A 23,845-nucleotide genomic window follows, 5' to 3' on the forward strand; every position below is an offset into this window, starting at 1 on the left:
TGACCCACCGCTGTCGGGGCAAGCCCCCTCTCACATTCAGCTGCGGCGGTAGAAGCGGTCCAGCAAGGCTGGCAGCCCCGCACGCCAGGCGCGGGGCTTGATGCCGAACGTGTGCAGGATTTTCTTGCAGGCCAGTACGCCGTGCTGGGGTTCTTCGCTGGCATCCGGGCGGGCGGCGTGGGCCTGGGCGGTGGGTGATTCGATGGCCAACGGGTGAAAGCTGCGCGCTTCGGTAAGGATGGCCTGCCCCAGCGCCAGCGGCGTGGTCGCCTCATGGCCGGCGTAGTGGTACGTGCCCCACAGCGGCGCCGCGCAATCGAGTTGCTTGAGTACCGAAATGATCACCCGAGCGGCGTCGTCCACTGGCGTCGGGTTGCCGCGACGGTCGTCCGCCATCAGCAATTGCCCCGGTTGCTCAGCCTTGGCCAGAAAGCGCCCGAGGGTGCCATCGACACTGTCGTCCAGCAGCCAGCCAAAACGCAGCAACACATGTTGCGGGCACGCGGCGCGCACGCTTTGTTCAATGCGCCACAACGCCTGGCCGCGCAGGCCCAGCGGCACAGGCTCGTCCTTTTCGCTGTAGGCGGTGGCGCGCGAGCCATCAAACACGCGGTAGCTGGACGGTTGCAGCAAGGTGATGGTGTGGTGCTGACACAGTTCGGCCAGGCGCTCGATAGCGAATTCCTGGGCGGCCAGGCGCGTTTCACTGACCGCTTCGGCCTGGAACCAGTCGAAATAGTAGGCGAGGTTGATCAACGCATCGGGACGGGTGTCGTCGAGCAATTGGGTAAGGCTTGCGGCATCCCAGCCGTCTTGGGGCGGTTTGGGGGCGAGGAAACCGATGTCTTCCTCCGCACCGAGGCGAATCAGCGCCTGCCCGAGGGCATTCCCGCCGCCCAGTAACATAAGGCGCATTCGCATAGATTGAGCAGGCCCGGTCTGTTTGGAACGATGGTTGGGGTCGGCAGGGCTGTGGGCCGTGCCGTGGATAGTTGCCAGAATCGTTGCATTTTGCGGGTTTGTAGCGCAACCGTCACGGATAAAGTACGGGTTTGCAACTTGTTGGAACTGGCAGTATCAATCACTCCATGAACGCACTTGAATCCATCGACACAGCCCTGCGCGGTTTCCACCCCGCCGTCAGCGCCTGGTTCCGCGAAAGCTTCCCCTCGGTGACCGACGCCCAGGCGCAGGCGTGGCCGCTGATTCGCCAGCGCCGCTCGACCCTGATCGCTGCGCCCACCGGCTCCGGCAAGACGCTGACAGCGTTTCTGGCAGTGCTCGATGAGCTGGTCCACCAAGGGTTGGCCAACGGCGGCGAACTGCCGGATGAGACGCTCGTGGTGTATGTGTCGCCACTCAAGGCGCTGTCCAACGACATCCAGATCAACCTGCAAACCCCACTGACGGGCATCACTCGGCACTTGCAACAGCAAGGCCTGCCAGCGCTGACGATACGCACAGCCGTGCGCACCGGCGACACCCCGCAAAAAGACCGCGCACAGATGCGCAAACGCCCGCCGCATATCCTGGTGACCACACCGGAATCGCTCTATGTACTGCTGGGCTCGGACTCCGGCCGGCAGATGCTCGCCACCACGCGCACGGTGATCGTCGATGAAATCCACGCCATTGCCGCCGGTAAGCGCGGCAGCCACCTGGCGCTGAGCCTGGAGCGGCTGCAAGGCTTGTGCAGCGAACCGCTGACACGCATCGGCTTGTCGGCCACGCAAAAACCCATCGACGCCGTGTCGCGCTTTCTGGTCGGCACCGGCCGCCCATGCGCCATTGTCGACATCGGCCACGCGCGCCCCCGTGACCTGGACATCGAAGTACCGCCGGTGCCGCTGTCGGCGGTGATGGCTAACGATGTCTGGGAGCTGGTCTACAACCGCCTCGCCGATCTGGCCCGCGAACACCGCACTACGCTGATCTTCGTCAACACCCGGCGCCTGGCCGAACGCCTGGCCCGGCACTTGAGCGAACGCCTGGGTAAAACCGCGGTGGCCGCCCACCACGGCAGCCTGGCCAAGGAAATGCGCCTGGATGCCGAGCAACGTCTCAAGGCCGGCGAGCTGCAAGTGCTGATCGCCACTGCCTCCCTGGAGCTGGGAATCGATATCGGCGACGTCGACCTGGTGTGCCAGATCGGCTCGCCCGGGTCCATCAACGGGTTTCTGCAACGGGTCGGGCGCTCCGGCCACCATGTGGGCGGCACACCCAAGGGACGTTTATTCGCCCTCACCCGCGATGATCTGATCGAATGCGCCGCACTGCTCGACTGTGTGCGGCGCGGCGAACTGGACACGCTGCACATCCCCGTTGCACCGCTGGATGTGCTGGCGCAGCAGATCATCGCCGAGGTCAGCGCCCAGGAGTGGTCGGAGCAGGCCCTGCTGGCGCTGATCCACCGCGCCGCGCCTTATGCCGAACTGGATGAGCGCCACTACCAGGCGCTGCTGCACATGCTTGCCGACGGCTACAACGGTCGCCAGGGCATCCGCAGCGCCTACCTGCACCGCGACGCCCTGACCCGCACCCTGCGCGGCCGGCGTGGCGCGCGGCTGACCGCCGTGACCAGCGGCGGCACGATCCCGGATAACGCCGACTACAGCGTCTTGCTCGAACCCCAGGGGTTGAACATCGGCAGCGTCAACGAGGATTTCGCGGTGGAAAGCATCGCCGGGGATATCTTCCAGCTGGGCAATACCTCCTACCGCATCCTGCGGGTCGACGCCGGCAAAGTACGCGTGGAGGACGCCCACGGCCAGCCGCCGACCATTCCGTTCTGGCTGGGCGAAGCACCAGGGCGCAGCCATGAATTATCGGCCGCCGTGGCCCGCCTGCAGGGGCAGATGGACAGCCTGCTCAGCGCCACACCCGGGGACCTGCGCGGGGCATCGGCGTGGCTTACCGAAACCCTGGGCCTGAACCACGCCAGCGCCGAGCAGATCCTCGATTACCTGGCCCGCACGCGCCTGGCCCTCAGCGCGCTGCCGTCCCAGGACACGCTGATCATGGAGCGGTTCTTCGACGCTTCCGGCGGTACCCAGTTGATCATCCATACGCCGTTCGGCAGTCGCATCAACCGCGCCTGGGGCCTGGCCCTGCGCAAGCGTTTCTGCCGCACCTTCAATTTCGAATTGCAGGCGGCGGCCAGCGAAAACGCGATCGTGCTCTCGCTGTCCACCAGCCACAGCTTCGCGCTGGACGAGGTGTGGCGTTACCTCAACAGCCAGAGCGCCGAACACCTGTTGATCCAGGCCGTGCTCGACGCGCCGCTGTTCGGCGTGCGCTGGCGTTGGAACGCCGGCGTGGCCCTGGCGTTGCCACGCTACACCGGTGGGCGCAAGGTGGCCCCGCAAATCCAGCGCATGAAAAGCGAAGACCTGATCGCCAGTGTGTTCCCCGACCAGATCGCCTGCCTGGAAAACCTCGCCGGCGAGCGCGAAGTACCCGAGCATCCATTGGTCGAGCAAACCCTCGACGATTGCCTGCACGACGCCATGGACAGCGATGGCTGGCTGGCCCTGCTGCGGCGCATGGAAAGCGGCCAGGTGCGCCTGGTCAGCCGCGATCTGCCGGCCCCCTCACCCATGGCCGCAGAAATTCTCAGCGCGCGCCCCTACACCTTTCTGGATGACGCGCCGCTGGAAGAACGTCGTACTCAGGCCGTGCTCAATCGCCGCTGGAGCGACCCGCAGAGCACCGACGACCTCGGTGCATTGGATGCCGAGGCCATCGCCGGCGTGCGCGAAGAGGCCTGGCCGGCGCCTCAGGGCGTGGATGAAATGCACGAAGCGCTGATGAGCCTGGGCGGCATCGCCCCCAGCGAAATCACGCCGCCCTGGGCCAACTGGCTGCAGGCGCTGGCCAAAGCCGGGCGCGCCCATCGTTTGCCCAACGGATTGTGGGCAGCGGTGGAGCGCCTGAATATCTGGCAGGCGCTCGTGCCCCACCACCTGCCGCTGCTGCCGGGCTTCGACGAGCCCTGGAGCCATGAGGACGCTCTGGCGGAAGTGCTGCGCGCACGCCTCAGTGGTTTCGGCCCGCAGACCCTGGCCCAGATCGCCGCGCCCCTGGCCTTGCCGCCGGCCGACATCGCCCAGGGCATGGCCCGGCTGGAGCAGGAAGGCTACGTGCTGCGCGGCCACTTCAGCCCCGGCGCCGACAGCGAACAGTGGTGCGAGCGCCACCTGCTGGCGCGCATCCATCGCTACACCGTCAAGCGTCTGCGCCGGGAAATCGAACCGGTGGCGCTGCAGGATTTCATGCGGTTTCTGTTCGATTGGCAGCACCTGTCCGATGAAACCCGGGGCCAAGGCAGCGCCATGTTGGCGCAGATTATCGGGCAATTCGAAGGCTATGCCGCCGCCGCGTCGGCGTGGGACAGCGATCTACTCAACGTTCGGCTCAAGGATTACTCACCGACTTGGCTCGATGACCTATGCCGCAGCGGCAAATGGGTATGGATGCGCCTGACTGACAAACCCAGCGCGAGTGCCCAGCGCAGCACGCCGGTGGTACTGCTGCCGCGCAGCCAAGTGGGTATGTGGAGCGGCCTGGCCGACGCGGCCGACTGCACAACCCTGTCGCCCAAGGCGCAGAAAGCCCACGGGGCGCTGCGCGAACACGGCGCGCTGTTTTTCGACGAGCTGGTGCACGAGGCCCATCTGCTGCGCAGCGAACTGGAGACCGCGCTGCTGGAACTGGTGGGCGCCGGCCTGGTGAATGCCGACAGCTTCGCCGGCCTGCGCGCACTGACCACCCCCGCCAGCAAGCGCCAGGCCCGCAGCAGCCGACGCGGGCGCGGTGCGTTTATCGGCGGCATGGACGATGCCGGGCGCTGGGCGCTGATTCGTCGCCCACCGAGCGCCGCCGGCCCGCACTCGGCCGAAACCCTGGAGCACGTGGCGATGACCCTGCTGCGCCGCTACGGCGTGGTGTTCTGGCGCCTGCTGGAGCGCGAGGCCGATTGGCTGCCGAGCTGGCGCGAATTGCTGCGCACCTTCCACCGCTTGGAAGCCCGTGGGGAAATCCGCGGCGGACGGTTTGTGAGTGGCCTGGCCGGTGAACAATTTGCCCTGCCGGAAGCGATACCGTTACTGCGCGAAGTACGGCGTCGGCCCCATGACGGGCGCCTGGTGGCGGTGTGCGGTGCGGACCCGTTGAACCTGGTGGGGACGTTATTGCCGGGCAACAAGGTGCCAGCGGTGAGTGGCAATCGCATCGTGTATCGCGACGGGCTGCCGGCGGCGGTGAGGGTCGGCAGCAAGCAGCAATTGCTGGTGGAGGAAGATCAGCAGGCGCTGCAGGAGAAGTTGATCAGGCTGTAAGCTTGAGGGCCTCATAGGGGGGCAAGCCCCCTCCCACAGTGGCGGCAAAAAATGTGGGAGGGGCTTGCCCCCGATGAGGCCCTGACAGACGCCATCACACCACCGGCATCTCAGCGTCCGGCTCATCCGCCTGGGCCATGCGCTTGGGCAGCAACACCTGCTGTGGATAAGTCTGCGCGAAGTGCACCTCGTCACAGTTATCCACAAGCTTTTTCAAGCGCTGGTTAAACGCACGGCTCACTGCATATTGCCCGCCCGACACGGTGCGGAACTGCGCGGTCAGCACCACGCCGTTGAGGTCCATTTTGTCGACCCCGAACACCTCCAGCGGGCCTTGCAGGTTGTATTTGAGGAACACGTCGTCGCGGATCGACTGCCCCGCCTCGCGGATCAGCTCCACGGCCTTGTCCACATCGGTGTCGTAGGTGAACTGCACCGAGAAGAACGCGTAGGCGAACTGCCGCGATTGGTTGGTCACCGCCTTGATCTGCCCGAACGGCACCGAATGCACAAAGCCCTTGCCGTCGCGCAGCCGCAGGGTGCGGATGGTCAGGCCCTCGACGGTGCCGGCGTGGCCGGAGTCGAGCACCACCCAGTCGCCGATCGACAGCGTGTCCTCAATAATGATGAACAGCCCCGTGATCACATCCTGCACCAGTTGCTGGGAACCGAAACCGATCGCCAGGCCGACCACCCCGGCACCCGCCAGCAGCGGGGCGACGTTGATTCCCAGGTTGGCCATGGTAGTGATCGCGCAGATCACCACCAGGATGATCTTCACCGCATTGCGCAGCAGCGGCAGGATGGTCTTGACCCGCGTGCTGGGTTGGCGGCTCGAGCGTTTGTTCACCGGCGGCTTGAGCGCTTCCTGAATCGCCGTGTCGAGCACCACCCAGAACAGCCACGTCACCAGCAGAATCAGGCCGATGCTGCTCAGGGAATCACTGATCGCCCGGCCCACCGAGTTGCGTTGGGCGAATTCGAACAGCGACACGCCCCAGATGCGCCCGAGTATCTCGATAAACGCAATCGCCATGACGATGCGCAGGATCGCGTGCAACAGGCTGAGGAAGCGTTCCTTGTAGGCGCTGCTGCGCTGGATCGCCACCTGGCTGCGGGACTTGAACAGGTGCTGCAGTACCGTGCTGAGAAACACCGTACCGATCAGCAAAATGGTGGTGAACAGCGCGCAACGCAGGGCCTTCTGGTTGTCGTCGCCAGCGCCGATCAAGTTGATCGCCGAGACCAGCACCATCAACAGGATGGGCCAGTACCACAGCCCGGAAAACACCCGCAGCGATTGCTGCAACGCCGGATGCTTGAGGCGTTGGGCCAGCGGCCGGTTACGGATCAGATGCGCCACCGGCCGGCGCAGGCGCACCACCAGCACGCCAAAGATCACCGCCGCGAACAGGCCGGTGAACACCGCGATGCTGCTGGTGATATTGCCGCCCAGCTGGCGTGCGATCTGCGGGCTGGTCAGCGCGTCGCTGAGGGCGGCAAGGAAGCCGATCAGGAACAGCGGCCGCGGGCAGTACGCGCGAATGATCTGCACCGCACGCCGCTTGTGCCCGAGGTTGAACATGACGATCACGCACAACAGCATCGACGTGGAGAAGATCCCGCTGCTGGTGGCGTAGGCGAAACACAGCGCCAGCGCGCGACCGATGGAGCTGGGCAGAAAATGACTGACGTAGAGGGTCAACGGCAGACAGATCAGCGCTGGAATCGTATACGGCGCCACGTAACCCAGCACACCCAGCAGGCGCTCGCGGCGCTGGAAAAACGAGCGTTGCCCGAGGCGCCGCACGATCAGGCGCCCCAGCAACGTCAACAGGGTAAAGGCACCGATCCACACGCAGGACAGCAGCACAAAGTCCCCGGCAATGCTCCACGGCGAACGCTGCGCGGTCTGGTCGACCAACCGCCCGACTTCATCGGCGGCCCGGTCCGCGCGCAGGCGCCAGGCGTCGATAAGGTTCTGGTTGAGATCGAGCTTGTCCTGCACGTCGTCGATGCTGGAGCTGATCGCGCCGAGCAGGCCACCCTCCACCAGCAATTCCGGTTTGGCCGGGGCTTGGGGTTCAGGCGCGGCGGCCGCGGCGTGCAATGCGCCGCTGCCGCACAACAGCAGCGCGCCGAGCAGTAATGCAGTCTTTGAATTCAGCAAAACACCGGGCTCCTTCGCATGGGTCTGTAAGGAACTGACGGGTTTGCGTCCTGATCGTTCCCGAGAATGTGCCGTCTGTAGGAATCGCGAAACTTTCCGTCAAATCCGGCAGTCATCCAACCACGCAGGCAAACCGGCCTTGCCTTGACAGGAGCAACCATGGCGGCGATTCACATCGGCATATCCGGCTGGCGCTACACGCCCTGGCGCGGGGACTTCTACCCCGAGGGGCTGCCCCAGAAACGCGAATTGCAGTTTGCGTCACGCGCCGTCAACAGTATCGAAATCAACGGCTCGTTCTACGCGCTGCAGACGCCCAAGCGCTACGCAGAGTGGTACGCCGATACGCCTGACGGTTTTATGTTCAGCGTCAAGGCGCCGCGCTACATCACGCACATCCTGCGCTTGCGGGACGTGCACAAACCGATGGCGAATTTCTTCGCCTCCGGGGTGCTGGAGCTGAAGGAAAAACTCGGCCCGATCCTCTGGCAGTTTCCGCCCAGTTTTAAGTTCGATCCGGCCTTGTTCGAGGCGTTTCTAAAGGAGCTGCCCACCGACACCCAACAAGCCGCCGCCCTCGCCCGCCAGCATGAGCCGCGCCTGAACGGCAAGGCGAGCCTGCAGGCGCACGGCAAGCGCGCGCTGCGGCACGCGGTGGAAATTCGACATACAAGTTTTGCCGTGCCCGAGTTCGTACACCTGCTGGACACGTACGGCGTGGCCCTGGTGGTGGCGGACACAGCGGGCAAGTGGCCTTATCTCGAAGACGTCACCGCCAACTTTGTGTACTTGCGCCTGCACGGAGACAAACAGCTGTATGCCAGCGGCTATACCCCCGAAGCCTTGACGCGTTGGGGCGACCGCATCGAGCGCTGGTGCAAGGGCAAGCAGCCAACCGATGCGCACCTGGCCGACCCGCAGCACAAGCCGCGTGCGCGCAAGCAGCGCGACGTGTTCTGTTTTTTCGACAATGACATCAAAGTGCGCGCGCCTTTCGATGCGCGCCAGTTACTCAAGCGTTTCGAGCTGGATACGCACCTCGCCACAGAGCCGGGGAAACTGCCGGAACCTGGAGTGTTGCCATGACCCATCCCGAATTGATCCCCATCACCCCGACGACGCCGATCACGCGCTTTACCGTGCTCACGGTGAATATCCACAAAGGCTTCACCGCGCTCAACCGTCGTTTCATCCTGCCCGAGCTGCGCGAAGCGGTGCGCAGCATCGGCGCCGATATAGTGTTTCTGCAGGAGATCCACGGCACCCACGAGCAGCACCCGCAGCGTTACAGCAACTGGCCGAACATGCCGCAGTACGAGTTTCTAGCCGACAGTATCTGGCCGCAGTTCGCCTATGGGCGTAACGCGGTCTACCCCCACGGCGACCACGGCAATGCGCTGCTGTCCAAATTCCAGATCGTGCGCTACGACAACCTCGACATATCCCAAAGCGGCCATGAAAACCGTGGCCTGCTGCATTGCGTACTGCGCCTGCCGGGCACCGGCCAGGAAGTGCATGCGTTCTGCATCCACCTGGGCCTGCGCGAGGTGCATCGCCAGCAGCAATTGCGTTTGCTGGAGCAGCGTATCGCGCAAATCCCGGCGGATGCGCCGGTGCTGGTGGCAGGGGATTTCAACGATTGGCGACAAAAAGCCGACCTGAGCCAGAGCGGGCTGACCGAAGTCTTCGTCGGCGCCCACGGCAAACCGGCGCGCACCTTTCCAGCGCGCCTGCCGTTGCTGGCGCTGGACCGTATCTACGTGCGCAACCTCACCGCCCATAACCCGCGCGTGCTGACCGCACGGCCGTGGTCCCATTTGTCAGATCACGTGCCGCTGTCCGTGGAGATCGAACTATGAACATTGCGGTAGAACACATTTCCACCGATCAGCCGCCGGACGAAGCCAAGGCCCGCGACCTCGATTACGGCTGGCAGAGCGGCAACCGGGTTGAACTGCTGGAAAACGGCGAAGCGTACTTCCCCAGGGTGTTTGAGGCCATGCGCCAAGCCCAGCGCGAGATCCTGCTGGAGACCTTTATTCTGTTCGAAGACAAGGTAGGCAATGAGCTTCAGCGTATTTTGATCGAGGCGGCGCAGCGGGGCGTCAAGGTGGTCGCCAGCCTCGACGGTTTTGGCAGCGGCGAGCTGAGCCCCTCGTTCCTCGGTGCGTTAGCGGATGCGGGCGTGGCCGTGCAAATGTTCGACCCGGCATCCAAGACCCTGGGCATTCGCACCAACTGGTTTCGCCGCCTGCACCGCAAGATCGTGGTGGTGGACGCTACCGTGGGGTTTATCGGCGGGATCAATTTTTCCGCCGACCACCTCGGCGATTTCGGCCCCGAAGCGAAGCAGGATTACGCGGTGCAAATCACCGGCCCGGCGGTCGCCGACCTGCATCACTTCGCCCTGGCACAGAGCGGTCGGCAGGTGCGCACACGACGCGGCTGGCGGCGGCGCCAGCAACGGCCGGCAGTGTGGCCGGCCGAGCAAGGCGATGGCCTGGTGCGTCTGATTTACCGCGACAACCTGCAGCACCGCGACGACATCGAAGAAGCGTATATCCATGCGTTGAGCAAAGCGCAAAAACGCGCGGTGATCGCCAATGCTTACTTCTTCCCCGGCTACCGCCTGCTGCGCGAGATCCGCAACGCGGCGCGACGTGGCGTGCACGTGCAACTGATCATGCAGGGTCAACCCGATGTGTTGCTGGCCAAGCTGGCGGCGCGGATGCTCTATGACTACCTGCTCAAGGACGGCGTGGTGATCCACGAATACTGCCAGCGCCCGCTGCACGGCAAAGTGGCGCTGGTGGATGACGAATGGAGCACCGTGGGCTCAAGCAACCTGGACCCGTTGAGCTTGTCGCTCAACCTGGAAGCCAACGTACTGATCCGCGACCGCGGGTTCAACCAGCAGTTGTACGAGCGCCTGGACACGCTGGCGAGCAACCACTGCAAGACCATGCCGGAAAACCGCAAGCCACGCCTGTGGCTGTGGCGCCTGACCGTGGGTTTCCTGGTGTTCCATGTGATGCGCCATTTTCCCGTATTGACGGGTTGGTTGCCGGCCCACAAACCGCGTCTGAAACCTTTTGAGAGCCAGGCCCATGACCACTGAAAACGGCGGTTCGCGCTTCAAGCGCTGGAGGAAACCGCTGACCATCGCGTTCTTCCTGCTGCTGATTGTGTTGTTCACGATGCTCGCGCGTCGCATCGACTGGAGCGAAGTGGTACAGACCTTGAGCGAGTTCAAGCTGCGCACGCTCCTGATCGCCAGCGCGCTGACCCTGTGCAGTTTTATCGTCTACGCCTGCTTCGACCTGATCGGCCGCACCTACATTCGCCAGCCGTTGCGTTGGAAGCAGATTTTGCCGGTGGGCATCATCAGCTATGCGTTCAACCTCAACCTGAGCGCGTGGGTGGGCGGTATTGCGATGCGCTATCGGCTGTATTCGCGGTTGGGGGTGAGCACCGGCAATATCGCTAAAATCCTCGGCCTGAGCCTGGCCACCAACTGGTTCGGCTACATGGCCCTGGCCGGCGTGGTGTTCAGCAGCGGGCTGGTGACACTGCCACCCGGCTGGAAGTTGAGCAGCGGCGCCTTGCAAGGTGTGGGGGTGTTGTTGGTGCTGGCGAGCCTGGGTTATCTGGCGGCATGCCGGTTCTCGAAGAAGCGCGCGTGGTCGATCCGCGGTATCGAAATAAACCTGCCGTCGTTGCGCATGGCGTGCCTGCAATTGGCGTTGGGCGCGTTGAACTGGTCGTTGATGGCGGCGGTGATTTTCACGCTGCTGCCGTCCAAACTGGATTACCCACTGGTGCTCGGCGTGCTGCTGATCAGCGCCATCGCCGGGGTGGTCACCCATATCCCGGCCGGGCTCGGGGTACTGGAAGCAGTGTTTATCGCGCTGCTGCAACACGAGGCATCGCGCGGCAGCCTGCTGGCCGGGCTGATTGCGTACCGGGCGATCTATTTCATATGCCCGCTGCTGATCGCTCTGGTGATGTACCTGGGCGTTGAGGCCAAGGCCAAGGCATTGCGGGTGAAGAAAACACCCGCCTGAGGGTTACCGCGACTGGATGATGCTCAAGCGCTCGCCTACTACCATCTCGGTGATCCAGTCCACGAGAATCGAGGTGTAGGCCTGCTGGGACACCGGGTCGCTGAGAGCGTGGTCGGCGCCGTCGATGATGCGGTGGGTCAGCGAATGGGTATGCTGGCACGCCGCGCGGTAGCTCATGATGGTGGCGTGAGGCACGTGGTCATCGGTTTCCGATTCGACGATCAACACGTCCCCGGTAAACGCCGAGCATGCGTGCAGGGCTCGGTTGGTTTCGGCGTGCACCAGGGTACTGCGGTAATCCATCAAGTCAGCTTTATCCAGGTCACGCTTGGGCTTGAGCCACTCCTGATCGCGGTACAACGCCGGTACCCGCAGGGCCAGCCAGCGCACCGGGCGCAATGAGGTGAGAATCGCCGCCAGGTAACCGCCGTAGCTGGTGCCCACCACCGCCACCGCCGAGGTGTCGATGGCCGGGTGCGCGATCAGCCGGTCATAGGCGGCCAGCAGGTCGCGCAGGTTGTCTTCGCGCGTCACCCGCGACAGTGGAATACCGGTGCCGGCGTGACCACGCAGGTCGAAGGTCAGGCAGACACAGCCCAGGCCCGCGATACCTTTGGCGCGTTCCAAATCCCGCTCCTGGCTGCCGCCCCAACCATGCACAAACAACACGCCGGGCACTTTGGATTTGGGGCTCAGGAACGTGCCGCTCATTTGTTCGTCGTCGATATCGATGGAAATGCTTTCGCTTCTAGCCGTCATAAGATTTGACCGTTACGTACTTGAGAAGAAATTCGCTGTGTTCCGCCGGGCCTCGGTACACCTCGATGGCATCCGCCGGCAGCGCTTGGTGGTGATAGGTTTCCACCGAGGACACATGAATGGCTTGCAGGCCCGGGTGGTTGATAAAACTCTGTAACGCCGCAACCTCGGCGCTGCTGGCACCGCCCATGCGCCAAGACTGTTCGAGCACGCCGCTGCGGCGCTGGCCCTCGCTGTCCAGGCCCTGGGCGACATCGTAGTTGCGTCGCGATGCGTAGAACCCCGGATAGCACTGGTCGGCGGCGGCGTCGAAAACCCTGGCCTGCTCGACGGCCAGGCGCACGTCGTCGGGCAGCTTCAGTGCCAGCAGGTCGGCGTAATCCCCCGGCACCACCAGCAGGTCGGAGCCGCCGTAGACCTCTTCGCCCTGCCCGTCTTGAGTCAGGTATTGCTGGCCGCAGTAACTGAGCACGTAATCGCCGATAAAACTCTGACCCACGCTGTGAGTGACCACGTTGCGCAGGTCCTGCTCCAGCACCACACCGTCATTGAACATCGCCGTCGCCTGCGGGTGCGCCAGCACGGCATCGAGTTCGTCCAGACTACGGACGACCTGCTGTCCGCGCCCCGCGCAGGCGTGCACAGGTTTCAGACGGATCGGCCCGCTGTACAGCAGGCGCGTGGCGGCCTCCCGCGCGTCACCCAAGGCGAATACGCTGAGGCCGTCGAGCACCACATCGCGCACTTGCTCGCAGAACTGCGGCGACCAGCCATCCGGTGCCTTGGCGTTCGGTCCGAGCAAGCCATGGGTAATGGCTTTGGTGCAGATGAAATCGTGCTCCACATACCCGCCCCACAGGTCGTCCGGGCCTTGGATATTCAGGGCACGGGCCTGGGCCGGACCGACGATGGTTTGCGTGGGCAGCAGGTAGAGATCACGCCCCGCGTGTTGCTGCGGATCGTAGCTGCCGCCGAACTTGAGCCCCAGAATCTGCGCCAGCCAACGGGCCAGGGCGCGGTTGGTGTCGACTTCATGCCGGGGCGCGCCTTTGCGTGTCGAATGCGCCACCACGCTTTTTTTGCATTGCATCGGGGTCATGCGTCCCCCTTGGCCATCCTGCCATGTGTGTAAGGGGGACAGTTGCAGGGATCAGGCCAATCCCCCTAAGGCTGACAGCGTCGGCAAATCAGTCAGTTAGGGGCAATGCGATAGCCAATGGCCTGTTTGATTCTGCACGACCTCGCCTTGAGCAACAGGCGTTCTGCACGATTTACACACCAAAACGGCTGCGGTAGTCGCTCGGCGCCAGCCCGGTTATTTTCTTGAAGATAGCGCGGAACGCGCTGGGGTCTTGATACCCCACGGTCCAGGCGATGTGGTCAATGGTGCCAGTGGTGAACTCCAGCATCTGCCGCGCCTTGCCCACCCGCAGGTGCTGGCAGTATTCGGTGGGTTTGAGCCCGGTGGCGTTGCGAAACCGGCGCAGGAACGTGCGCTCTTCCAGCCCTGCCGCTTGGGCCATGGCGGTCACGGACACATCCACCGCGCCGCTGGCCTGCAACCAATGCTGGACCTTGAGGATCGCGCCATCGCCATGGCCGAGGATGGGTGCAAAGTTGCTGCCGCACTGGCTGGCGCTGTCACTGTGTTCGACCACCAGGAAACGCGCGGTGTCGGCGGCGATACTCGGCCCCATCAAACGGTCGACCAGGCGCAGGCCCAATTCGGACCATGCCATCAGCCCGGCGGTGGTGATCAAGTCGCCGTCGTCCACAATGGGCTTGTCCGCCTCCAGGCGCACCGCCGGGTAAAGGGCGGCAAATGACTCGGCGGATGACCAATGAGTGGTGGCGCTGCGCCCGTCCAGCAGACCGCTGCGCGCCAGCATGATCGAGCCGATGCACACGCCGCCAAGCACCGTACCGCCGGCATGTGTTTTGCGCAGCCAAGCCAGCAGAGACGGCGGCGCCTGCTCATCGGTGAAGCCACAGATCGAGGGCGGCACAAGCAGAGCCATCAGTGGCAGACCCGGGCCGGGCTGGCTGTCGAATACCCGCATCGGCTCACCCTCGGCCTGCACGTGCCAATGGCTGATGCGCAGCAACGGCAACTGAGCGGACGCGTGCCCGGCGGCGATGCGATTGGCCACGCCGAACAGGTCGGTCAGCCCATGCACAGCCGCCAATTGCGCGCCCTGGTAGATCAACACACCCAGCTCAACGGTGGAGCGTTCCACGGCCATTGTCAGTTTTCCCCCTGTTATTGTCGGTGCAGCCAATCCTCGGGCGCGACGCCAGCTAAGATACTGGGCCCATCAACCCATCACGAGGCAACCTCCATGGCCAAGCAGGCGCTCATCCTAATCGATATCCAGAACGACTACTTCCCCCAGGGCAAGTGGCCGCTTGACGGCGTGCAAGCCGCCGCCGACAAGGCACTGCAAGTGCTGCAAGCCTTTCGCCAGGCCGGCGATGCGGTGATTCATGTGCGCCATGAGTTCACGTCCGAGGATGCACCGTTCTTCACCCCGGGCTCCGACGGCGCGCTTTTGCACAACCAGGTGCTCAATCAAGGCGACGAGCCGGTGGTGCTCAAGCATTTCGTGAATGCGTTCCGCGAAACCAACCTGCGTGCGCTGCTCGAACAACGCAGCATCACTGACCTGGTAGTGGTCGGCAGCATGAGCCACATGTGCATCGACGGCGTGGTACGGGCCGCGGCGGACCTGGGCTACACCGTCACGGTGGTCCATGACGCCTGCGCCACCCGTGATCTGGAATTCAATGGGCAGGTGATTCCGGCCGCGCAGGTGCATGGGGCGTATATGGCGTCGCTGGCGTTCGGGTATGCGGGTGTGGTTTCGGCGGATGAGTTCCTGAAGGCGCAAGCGGCGGCGGCCTGACCGCCACCGTGCGGTTGTTGTCAGCGTATGGCGATGACAAACAGACGCGGAAACGGCAACAGCACCGTGCCGTCCGCCAGGGCCGGATAAGCCTGGGTGACGCGCGCCTGATATTCACGTAGGAAAGCGGCCCTTTCTTCGTCGTTCAAAGGCGCTAGAAACGGCCGCAGCCCCGTGCCCTTGAACCACTCCACTATGGCCGCATGATCGGCCAATGGATGCTGGTAGGTCGTACGCCATACGTCGACAGTGCCGCAGTGCTTGCTCAGCAATTCATAGTAGTAGGCAGGCGCGTGCCGCTGGTTGTGTTGGAACCCACCGATCTTTGCGGCCCACGGGCCATCGGCGGCGACTTCGCGGGCGAGCCGGTGCGCGGGCTCATCAAGGTTGTCCGGGGTCTGCACGGCCAAGGTGCCGCCGGGCGTCAGTTGCTGGATCAGATGCGGGTACAACGTGGCGTGGTCCGGCAACCATTGCAGCGAGGCATTGGCCAGGATCACATCGAAAGCCTGCGACGGCTGCCACGCGCCGATGTCCGCCAGTTCGAAGTTCAAGGTCGGCAAACGCTTACGGGCGTCGATCAACATATTGTCCGAGCTGTCGATGCCAGTGATGTGCGCCTGTGGGAAACGCGCAGCCAATACTTCGGTGGAATTGCCCGGGCCGCACCCCAGATCAACGGCCTTGCGCACATGGGTATCGGGGATGGCGGCGACCAGGTCACGTACCGGGCGGGTGCGCTGCTGTTCGAACATCGTGTATTGCTTGGCAGACCAGGTCATTGTGGCTTTCCTTTTTTTGGAAGTTGGCCCTAGCCTAAGTTCTGCCACCCACGAGAACAACCAAGTGGATTAACGGGCAATAAAAAACCCCCGAAGCCTGGACTATCGGGGGTTTTCGTTTCGACGCTTTAAGCCTTAGAACGGAATATCGTCATCAAAGCTGTCGAAATCCGCCGCTGGCTGCGGTGCCGCCTGCTGTGGCGCTGGACGCGACTCACGCTGTGGCTGCTGGCTTGGCTGTGGACGCGACTGCTGGGGACGCGGTGCCGAATTGGACATGCCGCCCTGGCCCTGCTGGTCGCCCTGTGGACGGCCGCCCAGCAATTGCATGGTGCCCTGCATGTCGACCACGATCTCAGTGGTGTAACGCTTGATGCCGTCTTTTTCCCACTCGCGGGTCTGCAGTTTGCCTTCGATGTAGACCTGCGAACCTTTGCGCAGGTACTCGCCGGCGATTTCCGCGACCTTGCCGAACATCGATACGCGGTGCCATTCGGTCTTCTCGACCTTCTGGCCGGTTTGCTTGTCGGTCCACTGTTCGCTGGTCGCCAGACTCAGGTTGGTCACGGCATTACCGTTAGGCAAGTAGCGAACCTCGGGATCCTGGCCGCATGTACCGACCAATATGACTTTGTTAACCCCACGGGCCATAACGTTCTCCTAAGCTGGGCGCGCTGTCGGCACTGGGTTGACCAGTTGCTCGAGCGTCGCGCGATCCAATAATTCGGTGTCCAATTTGATGTAGATGGCGGCTTCTTCAGCAACAACCACGGCATCGGTAACCCCTGTAACAGCCTTGAGGCGCTCGACCAGGCCAGCTTCGCGGATCGCTTCTGGCGACAACGGCAAGCGCAGGCTCGTTACATAGGGAGGTTCGCGCATGGTAACAGCAAAGGCCAGCCAGAGGGCAGCCAGACCTGAGCATCCAAGGAACACAACCGACAAACCGCCATGCTGGAACATCCAGCCACCCATGATGCCGCCCAGTGCAGAGCCCAGGAACTGACTGGTGGAATACACCCCCATCGCCGTGCCCTTGCCGCCGGCCGGTGAAACTTTACTGATCAGCGAAGGCAGCGAAGCCTCCAACAGGTTGAACGCGGTGAAGAACACCACTGTGCCGATCACCAGTGCCCGCAGGCTGTCGCCGAACTGCCAGAAGAATAGTTCAGTGAGCATCAATGTCGCGACGGCGCCCAGCAAAACACGTTTCATTTTGCGTCGCTTCTCGCCATAGATGATGAACGGGATCATGGCGAAGAATGAAATCAGCAACGCGGTCAGGTACACCCACCAGTGCTGTTCCTTGGGCAGACCGGCCTTTTGCACCAGGGCCAGGGGCAAGGCGACGAAGCTGCACATCAGCATGGCGTGTAATACGAAGATACCTAAATCCAGGCGCAGCAGATCCGGGTGCTTGAGCGTCGGCAACAATGCCTTGCGCGCCACGCCGGACTCGCGGTGCTGCAGCGTGCCGGTGGAACGCGGCACCATGAAGGCTACGATCACGATGCCGAACAGCGCCATGCCGCCGGTGGCCAGAAACAGTCCATGCAGGCCGAACGCGCGCGTCAGCAGCGGGCCTACCACCATGGCGACGGCAAACGACAGGCCGATGGTCATGCCGATCATCGCCATGGCCTTGGTGCGATGCTGCTCGCGGGTCAGGTCCGACAGCAAGGCCATTACAGCAGCAGAAATAGCACCGGCACCCTGTAGGATGCGTCCGGCGATCACGCCCCAGATCGAATCGGATTGCGCCGCGAGCACGCTGCCGAGGGCAAACACGATCAGCCCGAGGTAGATCACCGGGCGGCGGCCAATACGGTCGGAAATGATCCCGAACGGAATCTGAAAAATCGCCTGGGTCAGGCCGTAGGCGCCGATGGCCAGGCCGATCAGAGCGGGGGTCGCGCCCGCGAGATCCATCCCATAAGTCGCCAGCACTGGCAACACCATGAACATGCCAAGCATACGGAAGGCGAACACCAGGGCCAGACCACCTGCCGCTCGGGTCTCGCCGCTACTCATGCGTTCGCTGTGGGGATCGTGCATGTAAAAACCTCGTGTGAACCGGCGGCGATTCTACCAGTCCCATCGATTGAGAGGGTATATGCGGCGGTTTGCCGCGCAGCTTTCATGTAAGGCTGCAAGCGGCCTTTTGACAGTGTATATTCATCCAGTCTTTAGCCGTATACTCCGGCATTATTTACGCCCGCCGTGCGAGGCCATCTTGGACAAGATCCTGATTCGTGGGGCTAGAACCCACAACCTGAAGAACATCGACCTGACCCTGCCGCGGGACAAACTGATCGTGATCACCGGCCTGTCCGGGTCCGGCAAATCGTCTCTGGCATTCGATACGCTGTATGCCGAAGGTCAGCGTCGCTACGTGGAGTCGCTGTCGGCCTACGCCCGCCAGTTCCTGTCGATGATGGAAAAGCCCGACGTCGACACCATCGAAGGTCTGTCGCCGGCCATTTCCATCGAACAGAAGTCGACCTCCCATAACCCGCGCTCCACCGTGGGCACCATTACCGAAATCTATGACTACCTGCGCCTGCTGTACGCGCGGGTAGGTATCCCCCGCTGCCCGGACCACGATATTCCCCTGGAAGCCCAGACCGTCAGCCAGATGGTCGACCTGGTATTGGCGCAGCCCGAAGGCGCCAAGTTGATGCTGCTGGCGCCGGTGATCCGCGAGCGCAAGGGTGAACACCTTTCCGTATTCGAAGAGCTGCGCGCCCAGGGCTTCGTGCGGGCTCGCATCAACGGCAAGCTCTATGAGCTGGATGAAGCGCCGAAGCTCGACAAGCAGAAGAAGCATTCTATCGATGTTGTGGTCGACCGCTTCAAAGTGCGAGCCGACCTGCAGCAACGCCTGGCGGAATCTTTTGAAACCGCATTGAAGCTGGCGGACGGTATTGCGCTGGTCGCTCCGATGGATGACGAACCGGGCGAAGAGATCATCTTCTCCGCGCGCTTCGCCTGCCCGATCTGCGGCCACGCCATCAGCGAGCTGGAACCCAAGCTGTTTTCCTTTAACAACCCGGCCGGCGCCTGCCCGACCTGCGATGGTCTGGGAGTTAAGCAATTCTTCGACATCAAGCGCCTGGTCAATGGTGATCTGACACTTGCCGAAGGCGCGATTCGCGGCTGGGACAGGCGTAACGTCTATTACTTCCAGATGCTCGGCTCGCTGGCGTCCCACTATAAGTTCAGCCTGGAAGTGCCGTTCAACCAACTGCCTTCGGACCAGCAGAAGGTCATTCTCAACGGCAGCGGCTCGCAGAATGTCGATTTCAAGTACTTGAACGACCGTGGCGATATCGTCAAGCGCTCTCACCCGTTCGAAGGCATCGTGCCGAACCTGGAGCGCCGCTATCGCGAGACCGAGTCGGCCAGCGTGCGCGAGGAACTGGCAAAGTTCCTCAGCACCCAGCCGTGCCCGGATTGCCGGGGTACGCGCCTGCGTCGCGAGGCGCGTCATGTCTGGGTCGGTGAGAAGACCCTGCCGGCGGTGACCAACCTGCCGATTGGCGATGCCTGTGAATACTTTGGTGAGCTCAAGCTTACCGGGCGTCGCGGGGAAATTGCCGACAAGATCCTTAAGGAAATCCGCGAACGCTTGCAGTTCCTGGTGAACGTGGGCCTGGACTACCTTTCGTTGGATCGCAGTGCGGATACGCTGTCCGGCGGAGAAGCCCAGCGCATTCGCCTGGCCAGTCAGATCGGCGCGGGACTTGTGGGCGTACTTTACATCCTCGACGAACCGTCGATCGGCTTGCACCAGCGCGATAACGACCGGTTGCTGGGCACGCTCAAGCATCTGCGCGATATCGGTAACACGGTGATCGTGGTGGAGCACGATGAAGACGCCATCCGCCTGGCGGATTATGTGGTCGACATCGGCCCCGGCGCCGGCGTGCATGGTGGGCATATTGTTGCCGAGGGCACACCCGCCGAGGTCATGGCTCACCCGGACTCGCTGACAGGCAAATATCTGTCGGGTCGGGTGAAGATAGAAGTGCCGGCCAAACGCACACCGCGCAACAAGAAAATGGCACTGCACCTCAAGGGCGCGCGCGGCAACAACCTGCGTAATGTCGATCTGGAAATTCCGTTGGGCCTGCTCACCTGCGTGACCGGGGTTTCCGGGTCCGGCAAGTCGACGCTGATCAACAACACGCTGTTCCCTTTGAGTGCCACCGCCTTGAATGGCGCGACCACGCTCGAAGCGGCGGCTCACGACAGCATCAAGGGCCTGGAACACCTGGATAAGGTGGTCGATATCGACCAAAGCCCGATTGGACGCACGCCGCGTTCTAACCCGGCGACCTACACCGGGCTGTTTACGCCAATTCGAGAATTGTTCGCGGGCGTCCCTGAGTCGCGCTCCCGTGGCTATGGGCCTGGGCGGTTCTCATTCAACGTGAAGGGTGGCCGCTGCGAAGCCTGCCAGGGCGATGGCTTGATCAAGGTGGAAATGCACTTTCTGCCGGACATCTATGTGCCGTGCGATGTGTGCAAGAGCAAGCGCTACAACCGTGAAACCCTTGAGATCAAATACAAGGGCAAGAGCATCCACGAAACCCTCGAGATGACGATCGAAGAGGCGCGGGAGTTCTTCGACGCGGTTCCGGCGCTGGCGCGCAAGCTGCAGACTTTGATGGATGTAGGCTTGTCGTATATCAAGCTGGGGCAGTCGGCGACTACGTTATCGGGCGGTGAGGCGCAACGGGTGAAGTTGTCTCGCGAGCTGTCCAAGCGCGATACCGGCAAGACCCTGTACATCCTCGATGAGCCAACCACCGGTCTGCACTTTGCGGATATCCAGCAGCTGCTGGATGTACTGCACCGGCTCCGCGACCATGGCAATACCGTGGTGGTGATCGAACACAACCTGGATGTGATCAAGACAGCCGACTGGCTGGTGGACCTTGGGCCGGAAGGTGGCTCCAAGGGCGGCCAGATCATCGCAGTGGGCACGCCGGAGCAGGTTTCCGAGATGTCGCAATCGCACACGGGTTACTATTTGAAACCCTTGCTGGAGCGTGATCGAGCCTGATTTATCGGGTGTAGTAAAAAGCCCCTGTCACCTCATCGGTGGCAGGGGCTTTTTTTATAGCCGAGAATCAGAACTGCGATTGCAGGTAATTTTCCAGGCCAATCAACTTGATCAGGCCCAACTGCTTCTCCAGCCAGTAGGTGTGATCTTCTTCGGTATCGTTCAACTGTACACGCAGGATTTCCCGGGTGACGTAGTCGTTGTGCTGTTCGCACAACTCAATGCCCTTGCAGAGCGCGGCACGTACTTTGTACTCCAGGCGAAGGTCGGCCGCGAGCATGTCTGGTACGGTGGTCCCGACATCCAAGTCATCGGGGCGCATGCGTGGCGTGCCTTCGAGCATCAGGATACGGCGCATCAGCGCGTCGGCGTGTTGTGCCTCTTCTTCCATTTCGTGGTTGATACGCTCGTAGAGCTCGGTAAAGCCCCAGTCTTCGTACATGCGTGAATGGATGAAATATTGGTCACGAGCAGCCAGTTCGCCCGTCAGCAACGTGTTGAGGTAATCGATTACGTCGGGGTGACCTTGCATCGCCCTACATCTCCCTGCTTGAAAGTCTGTAGTTTGAACCATGCTGCGCCGAAGGTCACGGGACCAACGGCAGAAAAGCGAAGTTTTTCAGAGAAACCTAGCTGAAATAACGCAAAAACCGCCCAAATGAGGGCGGTTCTGCTTCTCGTTTAGAGTCAGTTAAGCGATACACCCAACGCCTTTGCGATTGCTTCTCCATAAGCGGGGTCCGCCTTGTAGAAGTGGTGCAGTTGACGCTGAACTACATCACTCGAAACCCCAGACATCGCACCGGCAATGTTGTTGATGAGCAGAGCTTTCTGCTCATCGTTCATCAGCCGGAACAGCGCACCGGCGTGGCTGTAGTAGTCGGTGTCTTCGCGATGATCGTAGCGGTCCGCCGCACCGCTCAATGCCAACGCGGGTTCAGCATATTGAGGCGCCTGTTTCGGCGCGTCGGAATAGCTGTTCGGTTCGTAGTTGGGAGCCGCCCCGCCATTACTACCGAAGGCCATGGAGCCGTCACGCTGGTAGCTATTCACCGGGCTGCGCGGCGCATTCACTGGCAGCTGCTGATGGTTGGTTCCGACACGGTAGCGGTGCGCATCTGCGTAGGCAAATACACGACCTTGCAGCATGCGGTCGGGCGACAAGCCCACACCCGGAACCATATTGCTTGGACCGAACGCAGCTTGCTCTACTTCAGCGAAGTAATTTTGCGGGTTACGGTTAAGCTCCAGTTCGCCGACTTCGATCAACGGAAACTCCTTTTGCGACCAGGTTTTAGTCACGTCGAAAGGGTTCTCGTAATGAGCATTGGCTTGGGCTTCGGTCATGATCTGGATGCAGACGCTCCATTTCGGGAAGTCACCACGCTCGATTGCCCCGAACAGGTCACGCTGAGCGTAATCAGGATCAGTACCCGCTAAACGCGCGGCTTCTGCAGGCGTGAGGTTCTTGATGCCCTGCTTGGTCTTGTAGTGCCATTTGACCCAGTGCCGCTCACCCTGGGCGTTGATCAAGCTGTAGGTATGGCTACCGAAGCCATGCATGTGACGATAGCCATCAGGGATACCGCGGTCAGAGAACAAAATCGTGACCTGGTGCAGTGCTTCTGGAGAGTGCGACCAGAAGTCCCACATCATTTGCGCGCTTTTCAGATTGCTTTGCGGCAGGCGTTTTTGAGTATGGATAAAGTCTGGGAATTTCAGCGGGTCGCGAATGAAGAACACTGGCGTGTTGTTACCCACGATGTCCCAGTTGCCCTCTTCGGTATAGAACTTCAAGGCGAAACCGCGGGGGTCACGCTCAGTATCAGCCGAGCCACGCTCACCGCCCACAGTGGAGAAACGCAGGAAAGTCGGGGTCTGTTTGCCCACCGCTGAAAACAGCTTGGCACTGGTGTATTGAGTGATGTCGCGGGTCACAGTGAACGTGCCATATGCACCCGAGCCTTTAGCGTGGACGCGGCGTTCGGGAATGTTCTCACGGTTGAAGTGGGCGAGCTTCTCGATCAGATGAAAATCATCGAGCAACAATGGTCCGCGCGGGCCGGCGGAGCGGGAGTTCTGATTATCCGCGACGGGTGCACCACTGGCGGTGGTAAGGATTTTATTCTGGCTCATGCTCAATTTTCCTCAGGTCAGATGGAGCTGCCGGCTAATCGGCTTGGAGGAAGTATTGATCAACCACCTCACACCTACAAATTCATTAAATTGTAGACATCAATAGAAAATAACTACCAACAAGTTCCGATACGATAGTGCCAAGCGCTGCTGGAGGAAGCTTGTACATTCGCGCTTTTATCACGCCCACAAAAAACCGGGCACTAGGCCCGGTTCTTCGTTACAGACTGTCGTCTTACTCGGCGCTTACAGCTTCGCCAGCAGTAGCACGATCAACCAACTCGACGTACGCCATAGGCGCGTTGTCGCCAGCGCGGAAACCGCACTTGAGGATGCGCAGGTAGCCACCCTCACGGGTAGCGTAGCGCTTGCCCAGGTCGTTGAAGAGCTTACCAACGATAGCTTTCGAACGAGTACGGTCGAAAGCCAGACGGCGGTTAGCCAGGCTGTCTGTCTTAGCCAAAGTGATCAGCGGCTCAGCAACGCGACGCAGTTCTTTAGCTTTCGGCAGTGTAGTTTTGATCAGCTCGTGCTCGAACAGCGACACCGCCATGTTTTGGAACATGGCCTTGCGGTGCGAGCTGGTACGGCTCAGGTGACGACCACTTTTACGATGACGCATGGTTC

Annotated in this window: 18 protein-coding genes; 7 read left to right on the top strand and 11 right to left on the bottom strand. The window is 62.0% G+C overall.

Annotated features, from left to right (window positions below):
• Positions 1-36: 36 nt before the first annotated feature.
• Positions 37-921, bottom strand: a complete 885-nt coding sequence (locus tag PSH94_RS22690) for a sugar nucleotide-binding protein (protein ID WP_181081321.1) — start codon at positions 919-921, stop codon at positions 37-39.
• A gap of 167 nt (positions 922-1,088) precedes the next feature.
• On the opposite strand from PSH94_RS22690, the gene PSH94_RS22695 reads away from it, so the two are divergent.
• Positions 1,089-5,336 carry a DEAD/DEAH box helicase gene (locus tag PSH94_RS22695; protein WP_305435850.1) on the top strand — a complete coding sequence of 1,416 codons (4,248 nt, stop codon included), beginning with the start codon at positions 1,089-1,091 and terminating at the stop codon, positions 5,334-5,336.
• Between the two features lie 94 nt (positions 5,337-5,430).
• On the opposite strand, the gene PSH94_RS22700 is transcribed toward PSH94_RS22695, so the two are convergent.
• Positions 5,431-7,506, bottom strand: a complete 2,076-nt coding sequence (locus PSH94_RS22700) for a mechanosensitive ion channel family protein (protein WP_181081319.1) — start codon at positions 7,504-7,506, stop codon at positions 5,431-5,433.
• A gap of 159 nt (positions 7,507-7,665) precedes the next feature.
• On the opposite strand from PSH94_RS22700, the gene PSH94_RS22705 reads away from it, so the two are divergent.
• Genes PSH94_RS22705 through PSH94_RS22720 form a run of 4 tightly spaced genes read left to right on the top strand, consistent with a single transcriptional unit; the run spans position 7,666 to position 11,570 of the window.
• On the top strand, positions 7,666-8,592 hold the full coding sequence (locus tag PSH94_RS22705; protein WP_305435851.1) for a DUF72 domain-containing protein: 927 nt from the start codon (positions 7,666-7,668) through the stop codon (positions 8,590-8,592).
• Positions 8,589-9,365 (top strand): endonuclease/exonuclease/phosphatase family protein, encoded by a 777-nt coding sequence (locus PSH94_RS22710; protein ID WP_181081317.1) that lies wholly within the window; start codon positions 8,589-8,591, stop codon positions 9,363-9,365. The genes PSH94_RS22705 and PSH94_RS22710 overlap by 4 nt, the downstream gene beginning before the upstream one ends.
• Positions 9,362-10,624, top strand: a complete 1,263-nt coding sequence (gene clsB / locus PSH94_RS22715) for a cardiolipin synthase ClsB (protein WP_305435852.1) — start codon at positions 9,362-9,364, stop codon at positions 10,622-10,624. Before PSH94_RS22710 ends, clsB begins: the two co-directional genes overlap by 4 nt.
• Positions 10,614-11,570: a lysylphosphatidylglycerol synthase domain-containing protein gene (locus tag PSH94_RS22720; RefSeq protein WP_305435853.1), complete on the top strand. Its 957-nt coding sequence runs from the start codon at positions 10,614-10,616 to the stop codon at positions 11,568-11,570. Before clsB ends, PSH94_RS22720 begins: the two co-directional genes overlap by 11 nt.
• A 3-nt stretch (positions 11,571-11,573) precedes the next feature.
• On the opposite strand, the gene PSH94_RS22725 is transcribed toward PSH94_RS22720, so the two are convergent.
• From PSH94_RS22725 to PSH94_RS22735, 3 genes are all read right to left on the bottom strand, one after another.
• On the bottom strand, positions 11,574-12,329 hold the full coding sequence (locus tag PSH94_RS22725; RefSeq protein ID WP_181081314.1) for a S9 family peptidase: 756 nt from the start codon (positions 12,327-12,329) through the stop codon (positions 11,574-11,576).
• On the bottom strand, positions 12,319-13,428 hold the full coding sequence (locus tag PSH94_RS22730; RefSeq protein ID WP_181081313.1) for a DUF3182 family protein: 1,110 nt from the start codon (positions 13,426-13,428) through the stop codon (positions 12,319-12,321). The genes PSH94_RS22725 and PSH94_RS22730 overlap by 11 nt, the downstream gene beginning before the upstream one ends.
• A 172-nt stretch (positions 13,429-13,600) precedes the next feature.
• Entirely contained in the window at positions 13,601-14,572 is a 972-nt protein-coding gene (locus PSH94_RS22735) for a GlxA family transcriptional regulator (RefSeq protein WP_305435854.1), read from the bottom strand.
• Between the two features lie 96 nt (positions 14,573-14,668).
• Between PSH94_RS22735 and PSH94_RS22740 the strand changes: the two genes are divergently transcribed.
• Entirely contained in the window at positions 14,669-15,232 is a 564-nt protein-coding gene (locus PSH94_RS22740) for a cysteine hydrolase family protein (RefSeq protein ID WP_181081311.1), read from the top strand.
• Between the two features lie 20 nt (positions 15,233-15,252).
• Here the strand turns inward: PSH94_RS22740 and tam are convergent, their stop codons facing one another.
• From tam to PSH94_RS22755, 3 genes are all read right to left on the bottom strand, one after another.
• The gene (tam, locus tag PSH94_RS22745) at positions 15,253-16,014 is read right to left on the bottom strand and encodes a trans-aconitate 2-methyltransferase (protein WP_305435855.1); all 762 of its coding nucleotides are present in this window, start codon (positions 16,012-16,014) and stop codon (positions 15,253-15,255) included.
• 135 nt (positions 16,015-16,149) lie between these two features.
• Positions 16,150-16,665, bottom strand: a complete 516-nt coding sequence (locus PSH94_RS22750) for a single-stranded DNA-binding protein (RefSeq protein ID WP_017849542.1) — start codon at positions 16,663-16,665, stop codon at positions 16,150-16,152.
• A gap of 9 nt (positions 16,666-16,674) precedes the next feature.
• On the bottom strand, positions 16,675-18,069 hold the full coding sequence (locus tag PSH94_RS22755; RefSeq protein WP_181081309.1) for an MFS transporter: 1,395 nt from the start codon (positions 18,067-18,069) through the stop codon (positions 16,675-16,677).
• A 178-nt stretch (positions 18,070-18,247) separates the two neighbouring features.
• On the opposite strand from PSH94_RS22755, the gene uvrA reads away from it, so the two are divergent.
• On the top strand, positions 18,248-21,082 hold the full coding sequence (gene uvrA, locus PSH94_RS22760; RefSeq protein ID WP_181081308.1) for an excinuclease ABC subunit UvrA: 2,835 nt from the start codon (positions 18,248-18,250) through the stop codon (positions 21,080-21,082).
• A 67-nt stretch (positions 21,083-21,149) separates the two neighbouring features.
• Here the strand turns inward: uvrA and bfr are convergent, their stop codons facing one another.
• The 3 genes from bfr to rplQ all read right to left on the bottom strand — a co-directional run bounded on the left by bfr (position 21,150) and on the right by rplQ (position 23,840).
• The gene (gene bfr, locus PSH94_RS22765; RefSeq protein WP_003176400.1) at positions 21,150-21,614 is read right to left on the bottom strand and encodes a bacterioferritin; all 465 of its coding nucleotides are present in this window, start codon (positions 21,612-21,614) and stop codon (positions 21,150-21,152) included.
• 155 nt (positions 21,615-21,769) lie between these two features.
• Positions 21,770-23,218 (bottom strand): catalase, encoded by a 1,449-nt coding sequence (locus PSH94_RS22770; protein WP_305435856.1) that lies wholly within the window; start codon positions 23,216-23,218, stop codon positions 21,770-21,772.
• Positions 23,219-23,453: 235 nt separating this feature from the next.
• Positions 23,454-23,840 (bottom strand): 50S ribosomal protein L17, encoded by a 387-nt coding sequence (gene rplQ / locus PSH94_RS22775; protein WP_003176402.1) that lies wholly within the window; start codon positions 23,838-23,840, stop codon positions 23,454-23,456.
• Between the last annotated feature and the right edge of the window lie 5 nt (positions 23,841-23,845).

The sequence above is a fragment of the Pseudomonas sp. FP2254 genome, assembly GCF_030687695.1.
In the GTDB taxonomy this organism is placed as follows: Bacteria; Pseudomonadota; Gammaproteobacteria; order Pseudomonadales; family Pseudomonadaceae; genus Aquipseudomonas; species Aquipseudomonas quebecensis.

Excerpts from the sequence above, each read along its gene's own strand:
- PSH94_RS22740 (WP_181081311.1), top strand. The coding sequence starts at position 14,669 with ATGGCCAAGCAGGCGCTCATCCTAATCGATATCCAGAACGACTACTTC.
- tam (WP_305435855.1), bottom strand. The coding sequence starts at position 16,014 with ATGACCTGGTCTGCCAAGCAATACACGATGTTCGAACAGCAGCGCACC.
- rplQ (WP_003176402.1), bottom strand. The coding sequence starts at position 23,840 with ATGCGTCATCGTAAAAGTGGTCGTCACCTGAGCCGTACCAGCTCGCAC.
- PSH94_RS22695 (WP_305435850.1), top strand. The coding sequence starts at position 1,089 with ATGAACGCACTTGAATCCATCGACACAGCCCTGCGCGGTTTCCACCCC.
- PSH94_RS22770 (WP_305435856.1), bottom strand. The coding sequence starts at position 23,218 with ATGAGCCAGAATAAAATCCTTACCACCGCCAGTGGTGCACCCGTCGCG.
- PSH94_RS22705 (WP_305435851.1), top strand. The coding sequence starts at position 7,666 with ATGGCGGCGATTCACATCGGCATATCCGGCTGGCGCTACACGCCCTGG.
- PSH94_RS22725 (WP_181081314.1), bottom strand. The coding sequence starts at position 12,329 with ATGACGGCTAGAAGCGAAAGCATTTCCATCGATATCGACGACGAACAA.
- PSH94_RS22750 (WP_017849542.1), bottom strand. The coding sequence starts at position 16,665 with ATGGCCCGTGGGGTTAACAAAGTCATATTGGTCGGTACATGCGGCCAG.
- PSH94_RS22720 (WP_305435853.1), top strand. The coding sequence starts at position 10,614 with ATGACCACTGAAAACGGCGGTTCGCGCTTCAAGCGCTGGAGGAAACCG.
- PSH94_RS22755 (WP_181081309.1), bottom strand. The coding sequence starts at position 18,069 with ATGCACGATCCCCACAGCGAACGCATGAGTAGCGGCGAGACCCGAGCG.
- PSH94_RS22690 (WP_181081321.1), bottom strand. The coding sequence starts at position 921 with ATGCGAATGCGCCTTATGTTACTGGGCGGCGGGAATGCCCTCGGGCAG.
- PSH94_RS22730 (WP_181081313.1), bottom strand. The coding sequence starts at position 13,428 with ATGACCCCGATGCAATGCAAAAAAAGCGTGGTGGCGCATTCGACACGC.
- PSH94_RS22710 (WP_181081317.1), top strand. The coding sequence starts at position 8,589 with ATGACCCATCCCGAATTGATCCCCATCACCCCGACGACGCCGATCACG.
- PSH94_RS22735 (WP_305435854.1), bottom strand. The coding sequence starts at position 14,572 with ATGGCCGTGGAACGCTCCACCGTTGAGCTGGGTGTGTTGATCTACCAG.
- bfr (WP_003176400.1), bottom strand. The coding sequence starts at position 21,614 with ATGCAAGGTCACCCCGACGTAATCGATTACCTCAACACGTTGCTGACG.
- clsB (WP_305435852.1), top strand. The coding sequence starts at position 9,362 with ATGAACATTGCGGTAGAACACATTTCCACCGATCAGCCGCCGGACGAA.